The 17,471-nt window shown below is 42.4% G+C and carries 13 protein-coding genes; 11 read left to right on the top strand and 2 right to left on the bottom strand.

Going from position 1 to position 17,471, the window contains the following annotated elements; genetic code table 11:
* Positions 1-38 precede the first annotated feature (38 nt).
* A complete protein-coding gene (locus MHB64_RS28385; RefSeq protein WP_094877548.1) occupies positions 39-869 on the top strand; it encodes a phosphoenolpyruvate hydrolase family protein in 831 nt (276 codons plus the stop codon).
* A 104-nt stretch (positions 870-973) separates the two neighbouring features.
* On the opposite strand, the gene MHB64_RS28380 is transcribed toward MHB64_RS28385, so the two are convergent.
* Positions 974-1,762, bottom strand: a complete 789-nt coding sequence (locus tag MHB64_RS28380) for an alpha/beta hydrolase (protein WP_341135866.1) — start codon at positions 1,760-1,762, stop codon at positions 974-976.
* A 188-nt stretch (positions 1,763-1,950) separates the two neighbouring features.
* Here MHB64_RS28380 and MHB64_RS28375 point away from each other — a divergent pair, with 188 nt between their 5' ends.
* The 3 genes from MHB64_RS28375 to MHB64_RS28365 are packed head-to-tail and all read left to right on the top strand — an operon-like array spanning position 1,951 to position 4,868.
* Positions 1,951-2,541: a type IV pilus modification PilV family protein gene (locus MHB64_RS28375; protein WP_341135865.1), complete on the top strand. Its 591-nt coding sequence runs from the start codon at positions 1,951-1,953 to the stop codon at positions 2,539-2,541.
* Positions 2,525-3,070 carry a prepilin-type N-terminal cleavage/methylation domain-containing protein gene (locus MHB64_RS28370; RefSeq protein ID WP_341135864.1) on the top strand — a complete coding sequence of 182 codons (546 nt, stop codon included), beginning with the start codon at positions 2,525-2,527 and terminating at the stop codon, positions 3,068-3,070. The genes MHB64_RS28375 and MHB64_RS28370 overlap by 17 nt, the downstream gene beginning before the upstream one ends.
* Positions 3,071-3,083: 13 nt before the next feature.
* Complete coding sequence (locus MHB64_RS28365) at positions 3,084-4,868, top strand: hypothetical protein (protein ID WP_341135863.1); 1,785 nt, start codon at positions 3,084-3,086, stop codon at positions 4,866-4,868.
* A 70-nt stretch (positions 4,869-4,938) separates the two neighbouring features.
* Here the strand turns inward: MHB64_RS28365 and MHB64_RS28360 are convergent, their stop codons facing one another.
* Positions 4,939-9,384, bottom strand: coding sequence for a DUF5057 domain-containing protein (locus MHB64_RS28360; protein WP_341135862.1), 4,446 nt, complete (start codon positions 9,382-9,384; stop codon positions 4,939-4,941).
* A 374-nt stretch (positions 9,385-9,758) separates the two neighbouring features.
* Here MHB64_RS28360 and MHB64_RS28355 point away from each other — a divergent pair, with 374 nt between their 5' ends.
* The 7 genes from MHB64_RS28355 (at position 9,759) to pilO (ending at position 17,393) form a co-directional block, all read left to right on the top strand.
* Positions 9,759-11,423 (top strand): GspE/PulE family protein, encoded by a 1,665-nt coding sequence (locus tag MHB64_RS28355; RefSeq protein WP_341135861.1) that lies wholly within the window; start codon positions 9,759-9,761, stop codon positions 11,421-11,423.
* 43 nt (positions 11,424-11,466) lie between these two features.
* Positions 11,467-12,516 carry a type IV pilus twitching motility protein PilT gene (locus MHB64_RS28350; RefSeq protein ID WP_341135860.1) on the top strand — a complete coding sequence of 350 codons (1,050 nt, stop codon included), beginning with the start codon at positions 11,467-11,469 and terminating at the stop codon, positions 12,514-12,516.
* A complete protein-coding gene (locus MHB64_RS28345) occupies positions 12,516-13,721 on the top strand; it encodes a type II secretion system F family protein (RefSeq protein WP_341135859.1) in 1,206 nt (401 codons plus the stop codon). Before MHB64_RS28350 ends, MHB64_RS28345 begins: the two co-directional genes overlap by 1 nt.
* Positions 13,722-13,888: 167 nt before the next feature.
* Positions 13,889-14,347: a type II secretion system protein gene (locus MHB64_RS28340; protein ID WP_341135858.1), complete on the top strand. Its 459-nt coding sequence runs from the start codon at positions 13,889-13,891 to the stop codon at positions 14,345-14,347.
* A gap of 87 nt (positions 14,348-14,434) precedes the next feature.
* Entirely contained in the window at positions 14,435-15,184 is a 750-nt protein-coding gene (locus tag MHB64_RS28335; RefSeq protein WP_341135857.1) for a prepilin peptidase, read from the top strand.
* 15 nt (positions 15,185-15,199) lie between these two features.
* Positions 15,200-16,801 (top strand): pilus assembly protein PilM, encoded by a 1,602-nt coding sequence (pilM, locus tag MHB64_RS28330; protein ID WP_341135856.1) that lies wholly within the window; start codon positions 15,200-15,202, stop codon positions 16,799-16,801.
* The gene (gene pilO / locus MHB64_RS28325; protein ID WP_341135855.1) at positions 16,788-17,393 is read left to right on the top strand and encodes a type 4a pilus biogenesis protein PilO; all 606 of its coding nucleotides are present in this window, start codon (positions 16,788-16,790) and stop codon (positions 17,391-17,393) included. Before pilM ends, pilO begins: the two co-directional genes overlap by 14 nt.
* The last annotated feature ends 78 nt before the right edge of the window (positions 17,394-17,471 follow it).

Genomic DNA, 17,471 nt, shown 5'->3' with positions numbered 1-17,471 from the left:
TAACACAGAACATTTAATTAATGATGGAGGCGTTTCACATGAACAAAAATACAAGAACTGAAATCATGGAGAAGTTTAGAGAAGAAGTAGCAAATGGAAAAATTCTTTTAGGCGTGGGAGCCGGTACAGGGATTACTGCAAAGAGCAGTGAAGCTGGCGGAGCGGATATGCTAATTGTTTATAATTCAGGAAGATACAGAATGGCAGGTCGTGGATCATTGGCAGGGCTACTATCTTATGGAGACGCCAACCAAATCGTAGTCGAAATGGGCTCTGAAGTATTACCTGTTGTGAAAAATACTCCTGTTCTAGCAGGCGTGTGTGGAACGGACCCTTTTAGAGTGATGGAGGTGTATTTGAAACAGCTTAAGGATCAAGGTTTTAGCGGCGTGCAAAACTTCCCAACCGTTGGTTTGATCGATGGCGTATTCAGACAGAACCTGGAAGAGACCGGGATGGGATATGGTTTAGAAGTAGATATGATTAGAACAGCGCATGAATTGGATATGCTCACAACTCCTTATGTATTTGATCCTGAGCAAGCTAAAGCCATGGCGGAAGCAGGTGCAGATATTTTGGTGGCACATATGGGGTTAACTACTAAAGGAACAATTGGAGCGAAAACCGCTCTTACTTTGGACGATTGTGTTGAAAGAATTGAAGCGATTATTAAAGCAGGGAAAGCAGTAAATCCAGATATTATGGTTATTTGTCACGGTGGACCGATTGCAGAGCCGGAAGATGCGGCGTACGTAATTGAACGGACAGAAGGCATAGACGGATTCTTTGGGGCATCCAGTATCGAAAGATTTGCTGCTGAAAAAGGGATTACGGAACAGACAGGATTATTTAAAAAGATCACTAAATAAAAGGCATAAGGCAACAAAAGAACCCTCCGAAGAGGGCAATCTGCATAGCACAGATATTAAGGTGTAGCTTATGGCTGCACCTTTTTGTTGTCTATTAGAAAAAGCTAATTATTACTTAACGGCAGCCATGCCAGTACATCGCGGATCTTGGTATCCCAATAGCCCCATTCATGAGTCCCTGGACCTTCCTCATAGGTTAAAGAAAGTGAGGTTGCTTGGCAGGCATCGCGGAATGTCAAGTTATCGGTATATAGGAAATCTTCTGTGCCACAGCATTGATACAACGCTGGCTTTGGTCCCGTGGAGCGGTTTACTTCCTCTAGCAACCATAAAAGGTCTTCGGGCGTTCCGACGATATCTTCTTTTCCGAAAATCATTTCGTATTCTTTGCTTCTGACGTTTGGATTTTCCCCGTTCATAAAATTATGCGCCATATCCAGTGCTCCCGACAAACTAGCTGCCGCTGCAAAAGACTCCGGTTTACGCAGTCCCAGCTTGATCGCTCCATAACCACCCATGGATAACCCGGCTACAAAGTTTTCCTCGCGTTTATCCGATAACGGGAAGAATGAACGTGCCAGCATCGGAAGCTCCTCACTAATAAAGGTCCAATAACGACCGCCAACCGCCATATCTGTATAGAAACTGCGGTGTACATTCGGCATTACTACAGCTATCCCCATCTCTGCTACATATCGTTCTATAGAAGTCCGGCGCAGCCAGATCGAGTCATCGTCTGACAAACCGTGCAGCAAATAAAGCGTAGGGTGAAGTTCGCCTCTAGTCACGTTGCTCATCCCGATTTGTGTGGTTGTTTTTTGCGGCAAAATTACAGTCATTGAGGTATTCAATTCTAGCGCTTCGGAATAAAATTTGCATTCTATTAAAGCCATTTGACACATCCCCTCTCTTTCCAAATCATAGCATAGACCAAAAGTGAGAGATATTGTAGAAATATCTGAATTATAAGGGTTTTGAGGATTGCTGTAGCTCGATATGAGAGAATATAATGGAAGTAGAAAAATAAGGAAGAAACGTGCAAATATGAAAGCATTCTCGTAGGCAGGAGGAAAAAAGTAGGATGAAATCAGGCCTAAAGCAGGAAAAAGGATTTACATTGATCGAAGTGCTGGCCGCTATTGTGATCTTATCGATAGTTTCACTGGTACTTACGTCTTACTTTACAAACGCCATGAGTTACTCTAAATCGAATCAAAATAAGACGATTATGGTCAATCTGGCGCGGAACGCGCTGTTTTATGTGGAGAAGCAGGATTTTGAGGAAATGAGTAATTTTTTTGTAACAGATTCATTAGAGCATAAGAAGATTGTAGATGCAGGTGGGGAACTGCCCATGATTAAGGCTTCTGAGTGCACGACGAATATAACATGTGTTTATAGCAATAATTTTGTAAATGGTGGAGCTTTACCAGATGTATTAAATCCAGTCGTTAACAACATCAAATATGAGATTAATATTCGATACCAGTTTCAATTACATCAGGAGATGCAGGGTGGAAAGAACAGTGGTGGAGGGGTAGATACCCGTAAGAGCGAGATGGCACCTTATCTTATCCCTGTGGAGGTAGAAGTTAGTGGTAATGGTGGGCCTGGTGGAACAGCTTATACTACGGTGGTGGAGGGATATATTACGGATGAGAAGATTCGCTGACCGCCTAAAATACCAGCAGGGCTTCACACTGATTGAGATGATCGCCGCAATTACCCTCTTCGCTATGGTTGCAGGAATGATTTCTATGGTGATGATGTTCGGTTTTCGCAGCTATCATAAAATAACGATTGAGAACTCACTTCGTGAGGAAGCAGATTTGATTATGTCATCTATCATTAATGAATTATATGTATTTGGGCCTACTAGAGTGGAGAATACGACAGGTGGATTGAATTTGATAAAGGATTTAGATGGTGTGATATCTACGCGAACTATTCAATTTGTTACTTCTCAGGGCGGGAAAGGTGGCATTACTACACTTACCATTAATAGTGTCATAAACGATCCTCGTACCTCAATTCATTCCGATCTTTCTGGTTCTACGATTGTTTCTACCAGTTCTAATGGTACGGGTTGCAAGGTTAACGCACCTTGTAGAAGCGGACTAGTCGATATAAAACTACTTCTAACTCAGCATTACGATGGAAGGACATATGATATGGAGATGGTGAGCAAATTTGGTTTTTAGGAGGAATCACTTAATGACGGGACAACCTACCAGGTCTGCCTATGTCAAGAAAGCATATATCAAGTTAAACCGTTTAAAGGAAGAGAGAGGCTCGGCACTTGTATTGGTAATGTTCATTCTACTACTTCTTACTATTCTTGGATTGAGTGTACTTAGTACTACAGTGGGCGGTGCACAACGGACGGAGACGCGTAAAAATGATGTGCAAAGTCTACACTTAGCTGAAAAAACGCTTGATGAGGTTGTGGCGTATATTACATCGAGCTTAAATAAAAAAATAGAGAGTAATATAGATATTAGCCAAGCAGAACTGGATCAGTCCATAAAGAATTTTTTGACTGCACTTCCAACCACACTTCCAGCAGGTCTTAAGACAAGTACTGATTTGGCAAACGCAACTGGAAAAATAAGTGGAATTACATATGCGGTAGAGGGGACGATTGGAACAGGAACGTTGGTCAAATACATAGTGACTATCAACTCGGAGGCTGAAGTTAACGGGGTCAAGCGTAATCTTAAGCAAAGGGTGTTTATAGACACTTTTCCAGATTTTCTTAAATACACTATTGGGTCAGAGAAGAATCTTACGATTAATGGAGCACCCTTAATTATTGGGAACATTTACGCAGGAGACATACTAATTATCAGCGACAAGGCTGAGTACACGTATAAGAAAAAATTCCATACACTTGTATCAAGTCCCTTTGAAATAGATGGTGAGGCGCATGTTCAATCTCTTGATAAGCTGATATATCGAGAGGAAGGCAAAAGTGAGTTGAAGGCTTCTGAAATTACTAAAGAAACCTCCATGACTGGGAAAATCCCTCATGATAAGGTGGAAATTAGAAATCGTCGTACATTCGTAGAAGTTAATGTTGAGGGTTCATTTGTGGATAAAGTGGCGGAAGCAATAGGGGCAGGGGCCGACAGAACTACGATTCGAAATAAGCTTGCTGAAGGCAAACTAGCATCCTATTTAGCGGGTATGAATCTATATAATTTTGATGCTATTGATCAGGTTGGCTTGATCAAGCCAATTCTCAGGGATGACTCGCCTGAGGCTCAGAAGGATTATAAGGAGGAAATGAGGGAATATACTAAAAAATTAAACACTATAAAGCATCCAACCAAATCTGTTATTTATAATGGAAATCTGGATCTGGACGGCAGTGATGATTTTCCGGGTGTCTTATACTCAGAAGATGACAAAAACTCAACGTCATCCCGTAAGTGGCTCATTGTAGACGGAAATCTAATCGTTGATAACTATGGTAATGAAAAACCAGTACAGATACGAGCGAATATTTTAGTGACTGGAAAGGTAGAAATTCGGGGGAATGTTCAAATTGATTCCACTATGTTTGTATTTAAAGAACCCTCGACTATTAATGGAATTCCCGAACATACTACATTGGTAGAAGATGCAACACTTCAAGGATTGGATGGTAAGGAACTAGTATTGATCTCCCGTGGTCCAATACTTATTAATCGTTTGGCTGCCTTCAGTAACACTCCTACTCAGTTAGATGCTTTTTTCTATACTGATTCGGATGCGGATTTATATGGTGTAGGATCTATATTCTCGCTTAGCGGAGGATTCTTTGCAAAGGGGAATCTTACTATAAATGCTGTGCGGGGAACAGCTATAGGCAAAGATAATAATATTGTAATAGACAGCAACAGCAATTTGATCCGGTTCAAGGCAGCTTATAACGATCAGATCTTTGAAGATCAGAAGGCCGGACTTCCTCGTGTGAAGACAGTGAATATTAGCGTAGAAGACATGCAGTTGGAGTAGCGTTTGATATAAATGTGGAATATAAAACCCCCGAGTCGCAGTATCTTTGCGAATCGGGGGTTTTGCCTTTTTAGTAACGATCTTCGTTCTCTACAATTACCTCTACAGAATCTTGGATTTTAGGGTCTTCAATATACGAAACAGTAATAGTGGCTTTCCCCTTCTTTAGACCGGTTATTTTACCATCACCTGAAACCGTCAGGATGGCTGTGTTGCTGCTTGTCCAGAGGAGTTTATCTTTAAAGTCATTTTTGATTAAGCTTTCTGGCCAAAGTACAAGACCGTTATTAAATAAATCTCTGGAATTATCCTGTCCAACTCCTATTTTGAATGGCGCGGGTAAGGATAGGTTAGTTAATTTAACGCCAATTGCTATTTCTTTAAAGGCTTCAATAATAGGGGAGGATCCTTTTACAATCACTTTGACCTTGACTGATTTGGTAAACACGTTGCCCTTTAACTTTATAGTTTTGTTATCAGGGGTAGGGACATATGTTGCATAATTACTTCCATTCCCTTCCAGGCTCCACACGTATTCAACCGGATCGGAATTCTCTACAGGTTGAACGACAGACACATTTAACGGTATTTCATTTCCGATGTTCACAAAAGAATCCCCATTAATTTGTATCTCACGAACAGGATTTGTAATTGTAACGGTATGTTCTTTTGAATAGATAGCACCGTTAGGCTTCCGATCAGTTTTGACTGTGGCCACAATTGTCACTGATCCAGATCGATTAGCCAGCAAGGTTGCTTTACTTCCAATAGATGGATCGGTATTTTTAGTTATTGTAGCATTGGCTGAATTCGCCCCTGGTTTGATGGACCATTCGTAGCCAATTATGGTTTCATCAAAGGGCTCATAACTAGCTTCGAAGGGTACTTTCTCACCGACTATAGCGTCCTTAGCTCCTGTAATCGTTAAATCAGCTGAAACGACTTTTACTTTTGCAGTAGTAAAGACGTGGCTACCATCGCTTCTTACATCTCTAGCTGTAACCACTAATGTTGCTTCTCCGGCTTTTAGACCTCTTATTACTCCGGTGTCACTAATAGAGACTATATCCGGCTGTTTAGACAACCAACTGACTTCTTTATTGTTGGCATCTTCAGGTGTTATGACCGGTAGCAGTTTCAGTTCACTATCTACCCGAATCACTGTATCTTGAAGTTGAATGTTCGCTACTTTAACGATAGCTTCAAAGGAAATCGGAGAGAAACTTATTGTTACCCGTTCTCGGGTGACTGGTGTAGGGTTCGGTAAATCTCCGGTGAATGGAGACAGATCGATACTGTGCCCACCATTATAACCTGAGATTGATTTTCCGATAAATGAGCCAACAATATCACCAGTGAAAGATATATTTGCTAATGGAGCCAGAACAGTACCATATAATTTGTATCCGCGTAGGCTAAATGATGTTGCTTCATAAAAATTGTATAACACGTTTTTACTGCTTACACCTGTAAGGGTGTTGGTGCCATTGCTGATGGTTACATTTTCCCCGGAAATATTGACAACAGTAGTGGAAGTGCTTGGAGTATCAATGCTCAGGCTATTAATACTTCCATTGGTTGGATTTAAATGAAATACGTTAAGTTTAGGATCGGTTCCCTTTAGAGTAATGGTCTGATATAGATCGGTTGATTTGGACGTCTCCGGTATTGCTGCATAATACAATGAACGATTTTTAAGTTTTTTCCCAACCTCAGTAAAATCAATATAGTTGTCTTTATGCTGAGTTTGATTAATAAGGTAGGCTGGAGCCGTTATATTGCCACCGTAATAGGCCATCCCTTTCATTGAACCACCATTTAAGGTCAAGTTTCTACCTGCCACAACAGTTGCAGTAGTATCGGCATTTGTTAATGAACCTCCTAAACTAAATGATGCAATATTTATATTCCCACCTGCTGCTATACGCCAATTATTTGTGAATCCATTGTTTGGGAAATCAATGTTCTCTAGCATAAAGATTGAATAATCATTAGCTATACCCAGTGATGAGACTGGAGCATTGGAGCCAGGGAATGAAGATGTCGCTGCATGGATTTCATCATAATAAATCTTAGAATTATCCAATAGGTATGTCTTCTTTTCTTGTGGAATTGCAGTAAGACTAAAAGTGTTAGCAGAATTGTTTATCGGTGTATAAGATTTGACGTTGTTACTTTCTGTTAACTTATAGTTAATGTTCCCTAAATTTTCAGATAAAGTATATCCCTCGATTAAAGTACCGCTTTTACTCATGCCTTCTGGAAGAGGATCACTAAATTCCAGATTAGGCGGAAATTTCTCTTCAAATTGAACGTTTGAGATCACTAGATCTTCAATCCCTTGCTCACCTGGATCAACAGCAAGATAAGGAACAGCGTTTGGCGTTACTGTGTACGTAAAAGTGATCGGATTCCCTTTTTCAACAGTAGAGTTAGACTGTGTACGTTGAATCGTAAGGTTTGATTCGATTTTTTGAACGGTTACATTTATAGTTTTAGTAGAGATTGCACCTTGTCTGTCCCTGGCAGTAATCTCAATTTGAAGATTTCCCCCTGCAGGAAGAGGATTGTTAAAAGTTTGCGTAACGGTCTCTCCAGATAAAATTGCTTTCTCGTTCATTGTATAGCCGGTAATTACATTATCGTTTTGTTTAAATTTAATACTGGTAAATAGGTTCTTGTCTTTCAAATCCCAGTCATCGACTGTATAGCTGACGACCAGTTGGTTCTGGTAAGAAGGTTTAATGCTTTTGTCCATAGGTGTATGCACAGTAATTTCTGGAGCATGATTGGCACCTGTAAATGCACGGTACATCGTGTTTACGAACAACTTTTGTTCCCATTTTGGGAAAGAGGTTGCTTGAGTTCTATTATAAGATGTTCCGATGATGTGTCCGGTTCCTGAGTAAGTTACACTCCCTTTAGAGTACGTATAGTAGTGGTTCCAGCTGTCGTTAATATCCCGATTACTTCCAGTAATGTTGTACCAAGGAATGACAGTGGAATCTTCTAAGTCAAGGGTAAAGTATTGATTATGTGTGTTGGCTACCTTATTCTTATCATCTTGCTCGCTTAAATTAAAAGGATATTGAGTTAGCAATCCATCGTTCACAGGAGTAACAGAGGTTGATATACTCGGAGCATTTAAGCCCAAATTGGTTTGAGGGCTGGTTTGACCTGTGATTCCTTGGAACTTATTAATCCATTGGCTACTCTTGTTGTTGCTGGCAATATAAATAGTATCGTGCGTGAACATAACACTTTGCTTGGTATCATTGATGAAATTTAATACAGCATTCGAGGAGAGCTCATCAATTAGAGCTTTTTCATTGTATACATCCCGGAATCCAAACAGGAGCATATCATATGTGCCATTCAAGCCGTATTTTGGAGTAGAGTTTTCCTTACTTTTAATGTATTCATTGAACTGAGTCATTGATTTTGTTTCGATAACTAGTTCGTAGTCCTTAGATACGTTTTGTAGATAGCTAGGATCCATAACTAATTCATTATTAATAAGTTTGCTGTCATTATTTCCATCTGGTAAGATCTGCAATACATTGACCACTGTCTTCTTGCCCTTAAATTGAATAGTACCGGTAGTGAAATCGCTTAGAGATTTTTGATTCAGAGAATCTACTGCTTCTAGCTTCCAATAAAGTAGGCCTGAATAAGTCTTGGGAAGTTTGTATTTTATTTCTCCGGTTGTCGAAGTACTTAAGGAGGTGGTTGCAACGACTTGATCTTCAGTCATTTTTATGGACTTATCTAAGCCCAGATAGAGCTTAACAAGTATAGGATTCGTTCCTAAATTAACATTTGAAACATTGAACTTGAATGTGAGCTCGTCGCCGGGCGTATAGATCTTGGGCACAGTCGCACCGTATTCGATAATTTGACTCTTGTTAGTAATCTCTAGTTGAGGTCTTTGCTTCATTTTGAATAAATAAGTGGAATTACTTTTTTTCAATTCGGAGATAAAGGCATTTAACTCAGAGTCATTACAGAATAGAACATTGGATTTTGGGGTTAATGTCTGGTAGGTATTAAAGGTGTTGTACAATATTCCGCGCTGGTTAGTTGTTTGGTTATCAAATGGCTCTTTGTTGATTAATACGTAAAGTCCTTTATTAATAAAATAATCGGTAATTTCTTTGGCTTTAAGGGCAGTTATGTCATTCATAACTGCTTTGGTATTATGATCTTTTCCGGAAACTCCACTTTTATTGTAAGTCCCCTTTCCGATATAAATCGCATCGTATTTTCCATCCAGATCATCCCGCAGCGCCACAAAGCGCTTCATACTCATCGTATCAATGGTAAGGCCAGATATTCCCGTTTTTAGAGACGCAAGCTCACTAACCCCACTCTCAGTAACCTCAAGCATACGAATCTGATAATCATTTGAACTGGCTTCGACATTCGTGAAGTGATTTTTGAGTGGCAGAACAAGCAGAAGGAGAAGCAAGATCGTTACTGTAAAAAGATAGATCCTTTTGTTACTGGCAAATTTCATGTTCATCTCTCCCTGATTGTTAACTATTGGTAGATATGGTCGAATTGTATGTTGTGTATGCTGGTTTCCGACAGCTTTTTCAGCTGAATTCGTTGTAAAATTATCCAATCTATGTTATATACATTCTAGGACATTCAGCATTGATAGACAACATAAATCTATTGAAATATACCTATAAATTCATTACTAAAGTCCCAAGCATATTGAAAAATACGCTAGTTTGACAAAAATGATGAATTCGTATTATGGAAAAAATAATTTTCGTATTTTGCAGAAATAGAACTGGTAATTTATCTTTGGTTATTCCTATTATTATCCATTATTGAGGTCAGTGTAAAAGTATAACCAATAACGGCATATGGAGCTGAACGGACATGGCCATTGCGAAAAAGAGACTTGGAGATTTGCTGGTAGAAAATAATATTATTTCGCAGGAACAGCTGCTTGAAGCACTTGCGGAACAGCGTAAAAGCAAGCGTAAGCTTGGTGATCTGCTAATTTCTCAAGGCTATATCACGGAGCAACAGCTGATTGAAGTGCTTGAATTCCAGCTCGGTATTCCGCATGTCAGTTTATTCAAATACCAGATTGATCCTGCGATCACGCAGATTATTCCTGAAAGTATGGCAAAGCGATACCAAGTTCTTCCCTTCTTAAAAGAAGGCGGTAAGCTGATGGTTGCGATGGCCGATCCGCTGGATTATTTTGCGATAGAAGATTTGCGAATGAGTACAGGGTTCCGGATCGAACCTGCTATTTCTACGAGGGATGAGCTGCAGCGGGCGATTGCGCGTCATTATGGGATGCGTGATTCTATGAATCAGATGCTAGTAGAACTCCCGACACAGGAAGAAATAGAAGAAACAGAGATTACAGACGAGGACTCTCCGATTGTTCGTTTGGTCAATCAAATGATTCAGCAGGCAGTTGCCCTGCGGGCGTCTGATATACATATGGATCCAGGTGAAAATAATCTAACCATCCGCTACCGCATTGATGGAACTTTACGGACAGAGCGGATTATTCCTAAGCAAATGCAGGGCTTTATAACCGCTCGTCTGAAAATAATGGCCCGACTGAATATCGCAGAACGGCGTTTGCCACAAGACGGCCGAATCAAAATGCAGTTTGATTTCAAAATGGTAGATATTCGCGTGTCCTCATTACCTACGATGCACGGAGAGAAGATTGTGCTGCGGTTGCTAGATTTAAGCACTGGGGTTAAATCTGTAGATGCTTTGGGATTCAGTGAGGGGAATGCGGAAGCTTTTAAGGAAATGATTGCTCGTCCTTATGGAATTCTGCTAATCACTGGACCTACAGGTAGTGGGAAGACAACGACTTTATATTCAGCGCTGAATCAACTCAATGTAGAAAGTGCAAATATTATCACGGTTGAAGATCCAGTGGAATACCAGCTTGAGGGTGTAAACCAGGTGCACGTAAACTCGGCTATCGGGTTAACCTTTGCGGCGGGATTACGTTCGATTCTCCGACAAGATCCGAATATTGTAATGGTCGGTGAGATACGGGATGCGGAAACTGCTGAAATTGCGGTTCGTGCCTCATTAACGGGTCATCTAGTGTTGTCTACTTTACATACAAACGATGCGATTAGCTCCGTCTCTCGCTTGCGAGATATGGGGGTAGAGCCTTATTTAATTGCCTCCTCACTAATTGGTGTGGTAGCGCAGCGGCTCGTTCGCAAAATCTGCACCGACTGCAAAGAAACCTACAAACCGTCTGAGCAGGAAGCGATTATGCTACGTAGCTTGGGGTTGCCAGCGGATGAACTACATCGTGGTCGAGGTTGCGGTAGTTGTAGCAGTTCTGGCTATCGTGGCCGAATAGCGATTCATGAGGTACTCAGTATTGACGATCATTTGCGCCAGCTTATTACGAACACTGCTTCAGTAGAAGAACTCCGTGCCGCAGGTAAAGCGCGTGGACTTGTTCAACTGATGGATGATGGCTTACTCAAAGTTAGTCAAGGGATTACAACGCTTCAAGAAGTAATGCGCGAAACGGTCTCACATTAGGGTCTTTTAGGTGTTTTTCATTTTAAAATAGGGGGAGCAGCGGATGCCAACGTATACGCGGGATATTAGACAGCTTTTGCAGACGGCTTACTCCTCCAAAGCTTCCGACTTACATATCTCTGTAGGCTCGTCTCCGGTGATACGTATGGATGGAACACTTCACCCACTTGAGGGTGCACCAGTAACAGCTGATGAAGCTGCAGAAATGGCAGAAGCGCTGCTTGGCAGTGAACGAAACGTAGTGTTTCGGAATGCAGGCGAGCTGGATTTCTCTTATCCGCTGGATTGCTGCGTAAGATTTCGGGTGAATGTCTATCGTCAGCGGGGTGAGATTAGTATCGCTGCCCGGGCCATTCCTGCAGAGATTCCGAGTCTGGAACAGCTGTCGATGCCTCCGATTTTGTCCACTTTGTCACTCAAACCACAAGGTTTGATTCTAGTTACAGGCCCTACGGGCAGCGGTAAATCCTCTACGTTAGCAGCTATGCTGAATTACATTAACAAGACCGAAAGCAAACATATTGTGACACTTGAAGATCCTATAGAATTTCTGCATAGTCACGGAACCTGTCTAGTGGATCAACGTGAAGTGGGTAGCGACACAGCTAGCTTTGCGAGCGGACTACGTGCTGCGTTACGTCAGGATCCGGACGTTATTCTCGTTGGAGAGATGCGGGATCTGGAGACCATTACAGCAGCAGTTACTGCCGCAGAGACAGGTCATCTTGTGATGGCAACCTTACATACAACAGACGCACCACAGACGATTGATCGAATTATTGACGCCTTTCCGGGTCATCAGCAGGGGCAGATCCGTTCACAGCTGGCCTCAGTATTACTGGCAGTTGTTAGTCAGCGGTTGTTTCCAAGAGCAGGGGGACGGGGGCGGATATGTGCAACAGAGATCTTAGTGAATACACCTGCAGTAGCCAATCTCATTCGTACCGAAAAGACACATCAGATTAAAAATGTAATGCAAACCGGACGCGCGCAAGGCATGCATACGCTGGACATGAGTATCCGCGACTATTTATCGCAGGGGTTCATTGAACCAGCAGCAGCTAAGGCGTTTATGGCGGAGGTGAGTAGCTGATGCCACTTTTTGAATATCAAGTAAAGACAATCGCAGGCAAATCCATTAAAGGAAAGCTTACCGCAACTGATAAGCCTACGGCGATGGAAGAGCTGCGTAAGCGGGGGCTTACAGTGTTCTCGCTGATCGAACGAAAAACAACGATTCTATCGATGGACATTTATATCGGTAATCCGGTTAAGCCGCTTCATTTCATTATTTATTGTAGGCAGTTCGCCACGCTAATGCGTGCTGGGGTGTCGATTGTGGATGCAACGCGTATTTTGGCAGAGCAAACTGAGAGTAAGCCGCTGCGCAAAGCGTTAGTAGATGTGAATTCTAGCCTCATGCGCGGGATCTCGTTCTCACAAGCCGTTCAGGATCATAAAAAAATCTTCCCGCAGCTATTTGTCAGCATGATCCGAGCAGGTGAAGAATCCGGTGATATTGAGGGAACTTTGGACAGGCTGGCGATGTTTTTTGAGAAACAGCACACCACGACAGAGAAGATCAAGTCTGCGCTCACTTACCCGATTACGGTCGGGGTTATGGCGATTGGAGCGGTTATATACCTACTCTGGGCGATTGTTCCACAGTTTGTAACGATGTTCGAATCGATGAATGCAGAGCTTCCGGCGATTACAAAGATGGTATTGGCACTGAGTAAAAGCATTCAAGGGCAATGGTATTTCTGGATACTCGGAGTTCTTCTCCTAGTGATAGCTTTTCAGATTACAAAACATACAGAAAAGGGTGCCTACGCACTCGATTATGCCAAGCTTAAGATTCCGGTGTTCGGCAAGCTGAATCAAAAAGGCTCGATTGCTCAGTTTACGCGTACTTTTTCTTCTCTTTATGCCAGCTCAGTCCCGATTCTGCAATCCTTGGTGATTGTAGAGGAAGTAGCCGGAAATAAGGTTATTGGGAAATTCATCCGAAGTGCGGGCGATTCGTTGCGACAAGGAAATCCACTATCTGAGCCGCTAAAAAAAGCTTGGGTCTTCCCGCCGCTAGTTACACAGATGATTGCGATTGGTGAAGAGACGGGGGCACTCGACACGATGTTGTCTAAGGTAGCTGATTTCTATGAGATGGACGTGGAGAATACCGTTGATCGTCTGAAGTCGCTGCTTGAACCGTTGTTGATTGCTTTTCTAGCAGGTGTTGTAGGTGTGATTGTGGCCGCTATTATGCTGCCGATGTTCAGTCTGTACGGCAATATGTGAACCTTACGGTTCCTTGAAGATATTGAGAGGGGTGACGCCGGGGAGGCGGGGCAGGATTGCAGAGCTTTTGTTGGCGCTAGACAAGGAATAACGAGCATTGTAGCGGGATTCAAGGAAAAAAAAGATATAAACTGTATTACCACACACCACTTAGAGGGGGAAATAAAATGTTAGCACAAGCCATTAAAAGAAGATTGAGTAAAGAGGAAAATCAAAAGGGGTTTACGCTGATTGAGTTATTGGCGGTTATCGTTATTTTGGGGATTATTGCGGTTATTGCGATACCGATGATTGGTAATATAATTAGTAAGTCTAAGGATGATTCTAGTTTAGCGACCGCCCGTCAAATTTATGATGCAGCAAGATTGTATGTAACTGCTGAAGAGAATGGGGCTTTTAAAGATAAGACTGTAATTATAAAGGATGCTGATACTAAGACACCAGATCTGACTCAAAATGGCTACCTAGAAGGAACTATATATTATCCTAAAAATAAAGAAGAAATAACTGGAGGAACTGTTGTTTTTGATGCAAATGGAACTCTGAAAAGTGTGAATATTAATACCACAAAAGAGTATCTTACTGCAGCAAAAACTTTTGAGGGTCCAGATGTATTAAAACAATAATATCCATGTAATTGTTGATTAGCCGCCCCAAAGGAATCGGACTTCCCGATTCCTTTTTTAAAATCCAAAAGCCAATAGAGGACATCCATGACGATATTCATCGCAAGTTACATCACCTTACTGGGCCTGATTCTAGGCTCCTTCTATAACGTAGTGGCACTGCGGGTGCCAGCTAAGGAATCCTTGCTCAATCCACCGTCACATTGCCCGAACTGCAATACGCGGCTGAAGGCGCGGGACTTGTTTCCGGTGATAAGCTACCTGCTGTCAGGAGGCAAGTGTCGTTACTGCGGCACAAAGGTGTCGCCTTTATATCCATTAGGAGAAGCGGCGACGGGTTTGCTTTTTCTATGGGTATATTTGCAATTTGGTTTGACGGGGAAGGGAATCCTCGGGTTCGTGTTTGTGAGTTTAGCGGTTACAGTGACGGTTGCGGATTTGAAGTACATGCTGATTCCGAACAAGGTATTGCTATTCTTTTTGCCGATCCTACTCATTCTTGTAATGCTATTTCCTGAAGGACCGCTATGGCATCAATTATTGGGCGCTGTACTTGGGGGAGGGGCCCTTATTCCTTTTGTTCTGTTAGGAGGGATGGGTGCCGGGGATATGAAGTTATTTGCGCTGCTGGGCTTGGTGATTGGATTTCCTAATGTTATTTTGGCTTTTCTGATGGCTTGTCTGCTTGGAAGTGTGGTCGGAGGACTGCTGCTGCTGCTCGGAATCATCAAACGAAAACAACCGATTCCTTTTGGACCATGGTTAGCAATAGGGGCATTAATTAGTTACGGATATGGTTCACACATCATTGGCGCGTATCTCTCGCTCATCGGATAGGAGGACATCGATTATATGCTTGGATTAGGCCCTAAAGTGGCCGGGCTTTCTATTGAAGCTACCGGAATCCGTTATATTAGTTTTAAGAATAAACAGTCATGGGAAGTCCGCAAAAAACGGTATCTTCCGCTCCTTCCAGGCATGATCATTGAGAATCAGGTGGCGGATAGCGAGGCACTTTATGATCGGGTAAGACAGTGGGTGAAGAAGGAAGGGTTAAGGGGCAGTAAGGTTTCCTTGTCTATTCCACCTTCGCAGATCATCATCCGCAAAATGAGCATCCCAAGTACCAACGATAAGCAGGTAGAGCAGCTCGTGAAGCTGGAAGTGGAGACGGGGCTGCATTTACCATTTGAAAATCCTGTTTATGACTATGTGACGCTCGAAGTGGATGAGGAGCATAGTCATTTACTCGTATTTGCCGCTCCACGGAAATCGATACAGGATTATGTGGAAATTTTGGAGCGTGCGGGCCTCCGTATAAGCAGTGTTGAAATTTCGGCAACCGCCTTGGCGCGCAGTATAACGACTGGACATGGGGAAAGCTTTGCAGAAACGATGCTAATTAATTTAGAGCCATCCGTCATGGACGTTTACATGTTCAGAAACGGAAATCCGGTGTTCATTCGTACGATTAACTTGCTTGATCTTCATATGGGTAGAAATGTGGCGGCAATGGATTTCGTGGCCGACAGTGAGGTTTTGGCAGAAACAGCCGTTGCGGTGGAAGAGCAATTATCACCGGAGCAAATGGTGGAAATCACTGCGGAAATCTCACGGATGCTTAGCTTCTACCAATACAGCTTGCACGATGGCTCGACACGTATCAATAACTTAGTCATCACAGGAGCCCCATCCATTCGTAAACAGCTAGACATAGAGCTGCAGCAGTCGTTGGCAGAACTAGACATTACACCGATAAGTCTAGACCAGATAGGGAAAGATGCTGTATCTGATCCTGAGTTAAATGATTACCGAGTAGCAGCAGGGACAGCCCTGAAAAGCATCATCAACGTGGACACGATTGACCTACTGCCAAGAGAGGATCGGGAGACGTTATTATTCCCCTATGTGACCATGGGTCTTGTGGCGATCTGGCTGGTGGGAACGATTGGGACGGGGATTTATTTTTCGGCTAATAAGGGTCAAATTTCTAATGGTAAAGAGGAGCTGCAAGGTTTACAGGATCGCAGTTTAATGCTACAGGTAGAGCTTGGGAAACTTAAGAACAGCGGACCTGGACAGTTAGATCGGAAGACGGCAATCGCAGAGATTCAGAACAATAAGGTAATTGCTGTTCCGATTCTGGATGAATTAGTCGAAGGGTTACCACCGGGTGCTTTTATCCGTGACATTAACTACACCTACCGAACAGCTATTGATCTGACTGTAAATGTACCTACTATGGTAGATGCCTCCAGTTATTTGAGACAACTACGCCAAATGTCTTTTACGGTGGACGCACCGATTCTGAAGCTGACCGAAGGAACAACGGATGCAAACACTTCTTTTACTATGTATACAGCCATTTATAAAGTAAACTTAGTAGAAAATAAGCAGCAGGAAATTGGAACAGATGCAAGCCAAGAGGAGGTGAACAGCGATGGAACAGATTAATAAGTATCGTTCTCCAATCGTATTAGGTGTATTGATTCTGTTCTTGATGCTGTTTGCCTTTTATATGTTAGGTGTTCAGCCGACCAATAAGGAAATATCCGCACAGAACGCCGAGGTTAGCCAGCTGGAAGAAGAAGCAGAGATTCTCCAAACTAAAATTAATGAACTAAAAAGCAGTGCTACTTCTGTGGATTCGGAACAACAGGAGCTCCTAGCAGCACTCCCGAAAGGCGATGACAGCGAAGGCTTGATTGTTGATTTATGGGGCGTTAGCACTTCCTCAGAAGCACGCTTAAAGGACGTCAGCTTTATTTTGGATGAGGCTAATCCGATTCAGCAAATGACGGGCTCGGCTGAAGTGCTGTTCCCGACGGTTAAACAGATTAAAATGAATGCAGTAATAGAAGGTACGTATACGGGTATACGACAATGGATGGACGAGTTGCAGAAGCTGTCCCGTATAGTGAATGTAGACTCATTTAATTTCCAGCAATCCTATGAAGAGCGTTCTGCGAACAGCCCTGAAAGTATTTTGACTGCTAACGTAGCTTTCACAGCTTATTATGAGGCTGTCACTCCATCATCGAATTAGAACTCTAACCATTGCAATAACACCATTATGCGACTCCATTTTTCCTGTAAATCAGGAGGGTGGAGTTTATTCGTTACT

The sequence above is a fragment of the Paenibacillus sp. FSL K6-2859 genome (genome assembly GCF_038008265.1).
GTDB classification, from domain to species: domain Bacteria; phylum Bacillota; class Bacilli; order Paenibacillales; family Paenibacillaceae; genus Paenibacillus_AQ; species Paenibacillus_AQ nitricinens.
The sequence above is the reverse complement of the archived record's forward strand: the minus strand, read 5'-3'. Positions and strand labels throughout refer to the sequence as shown.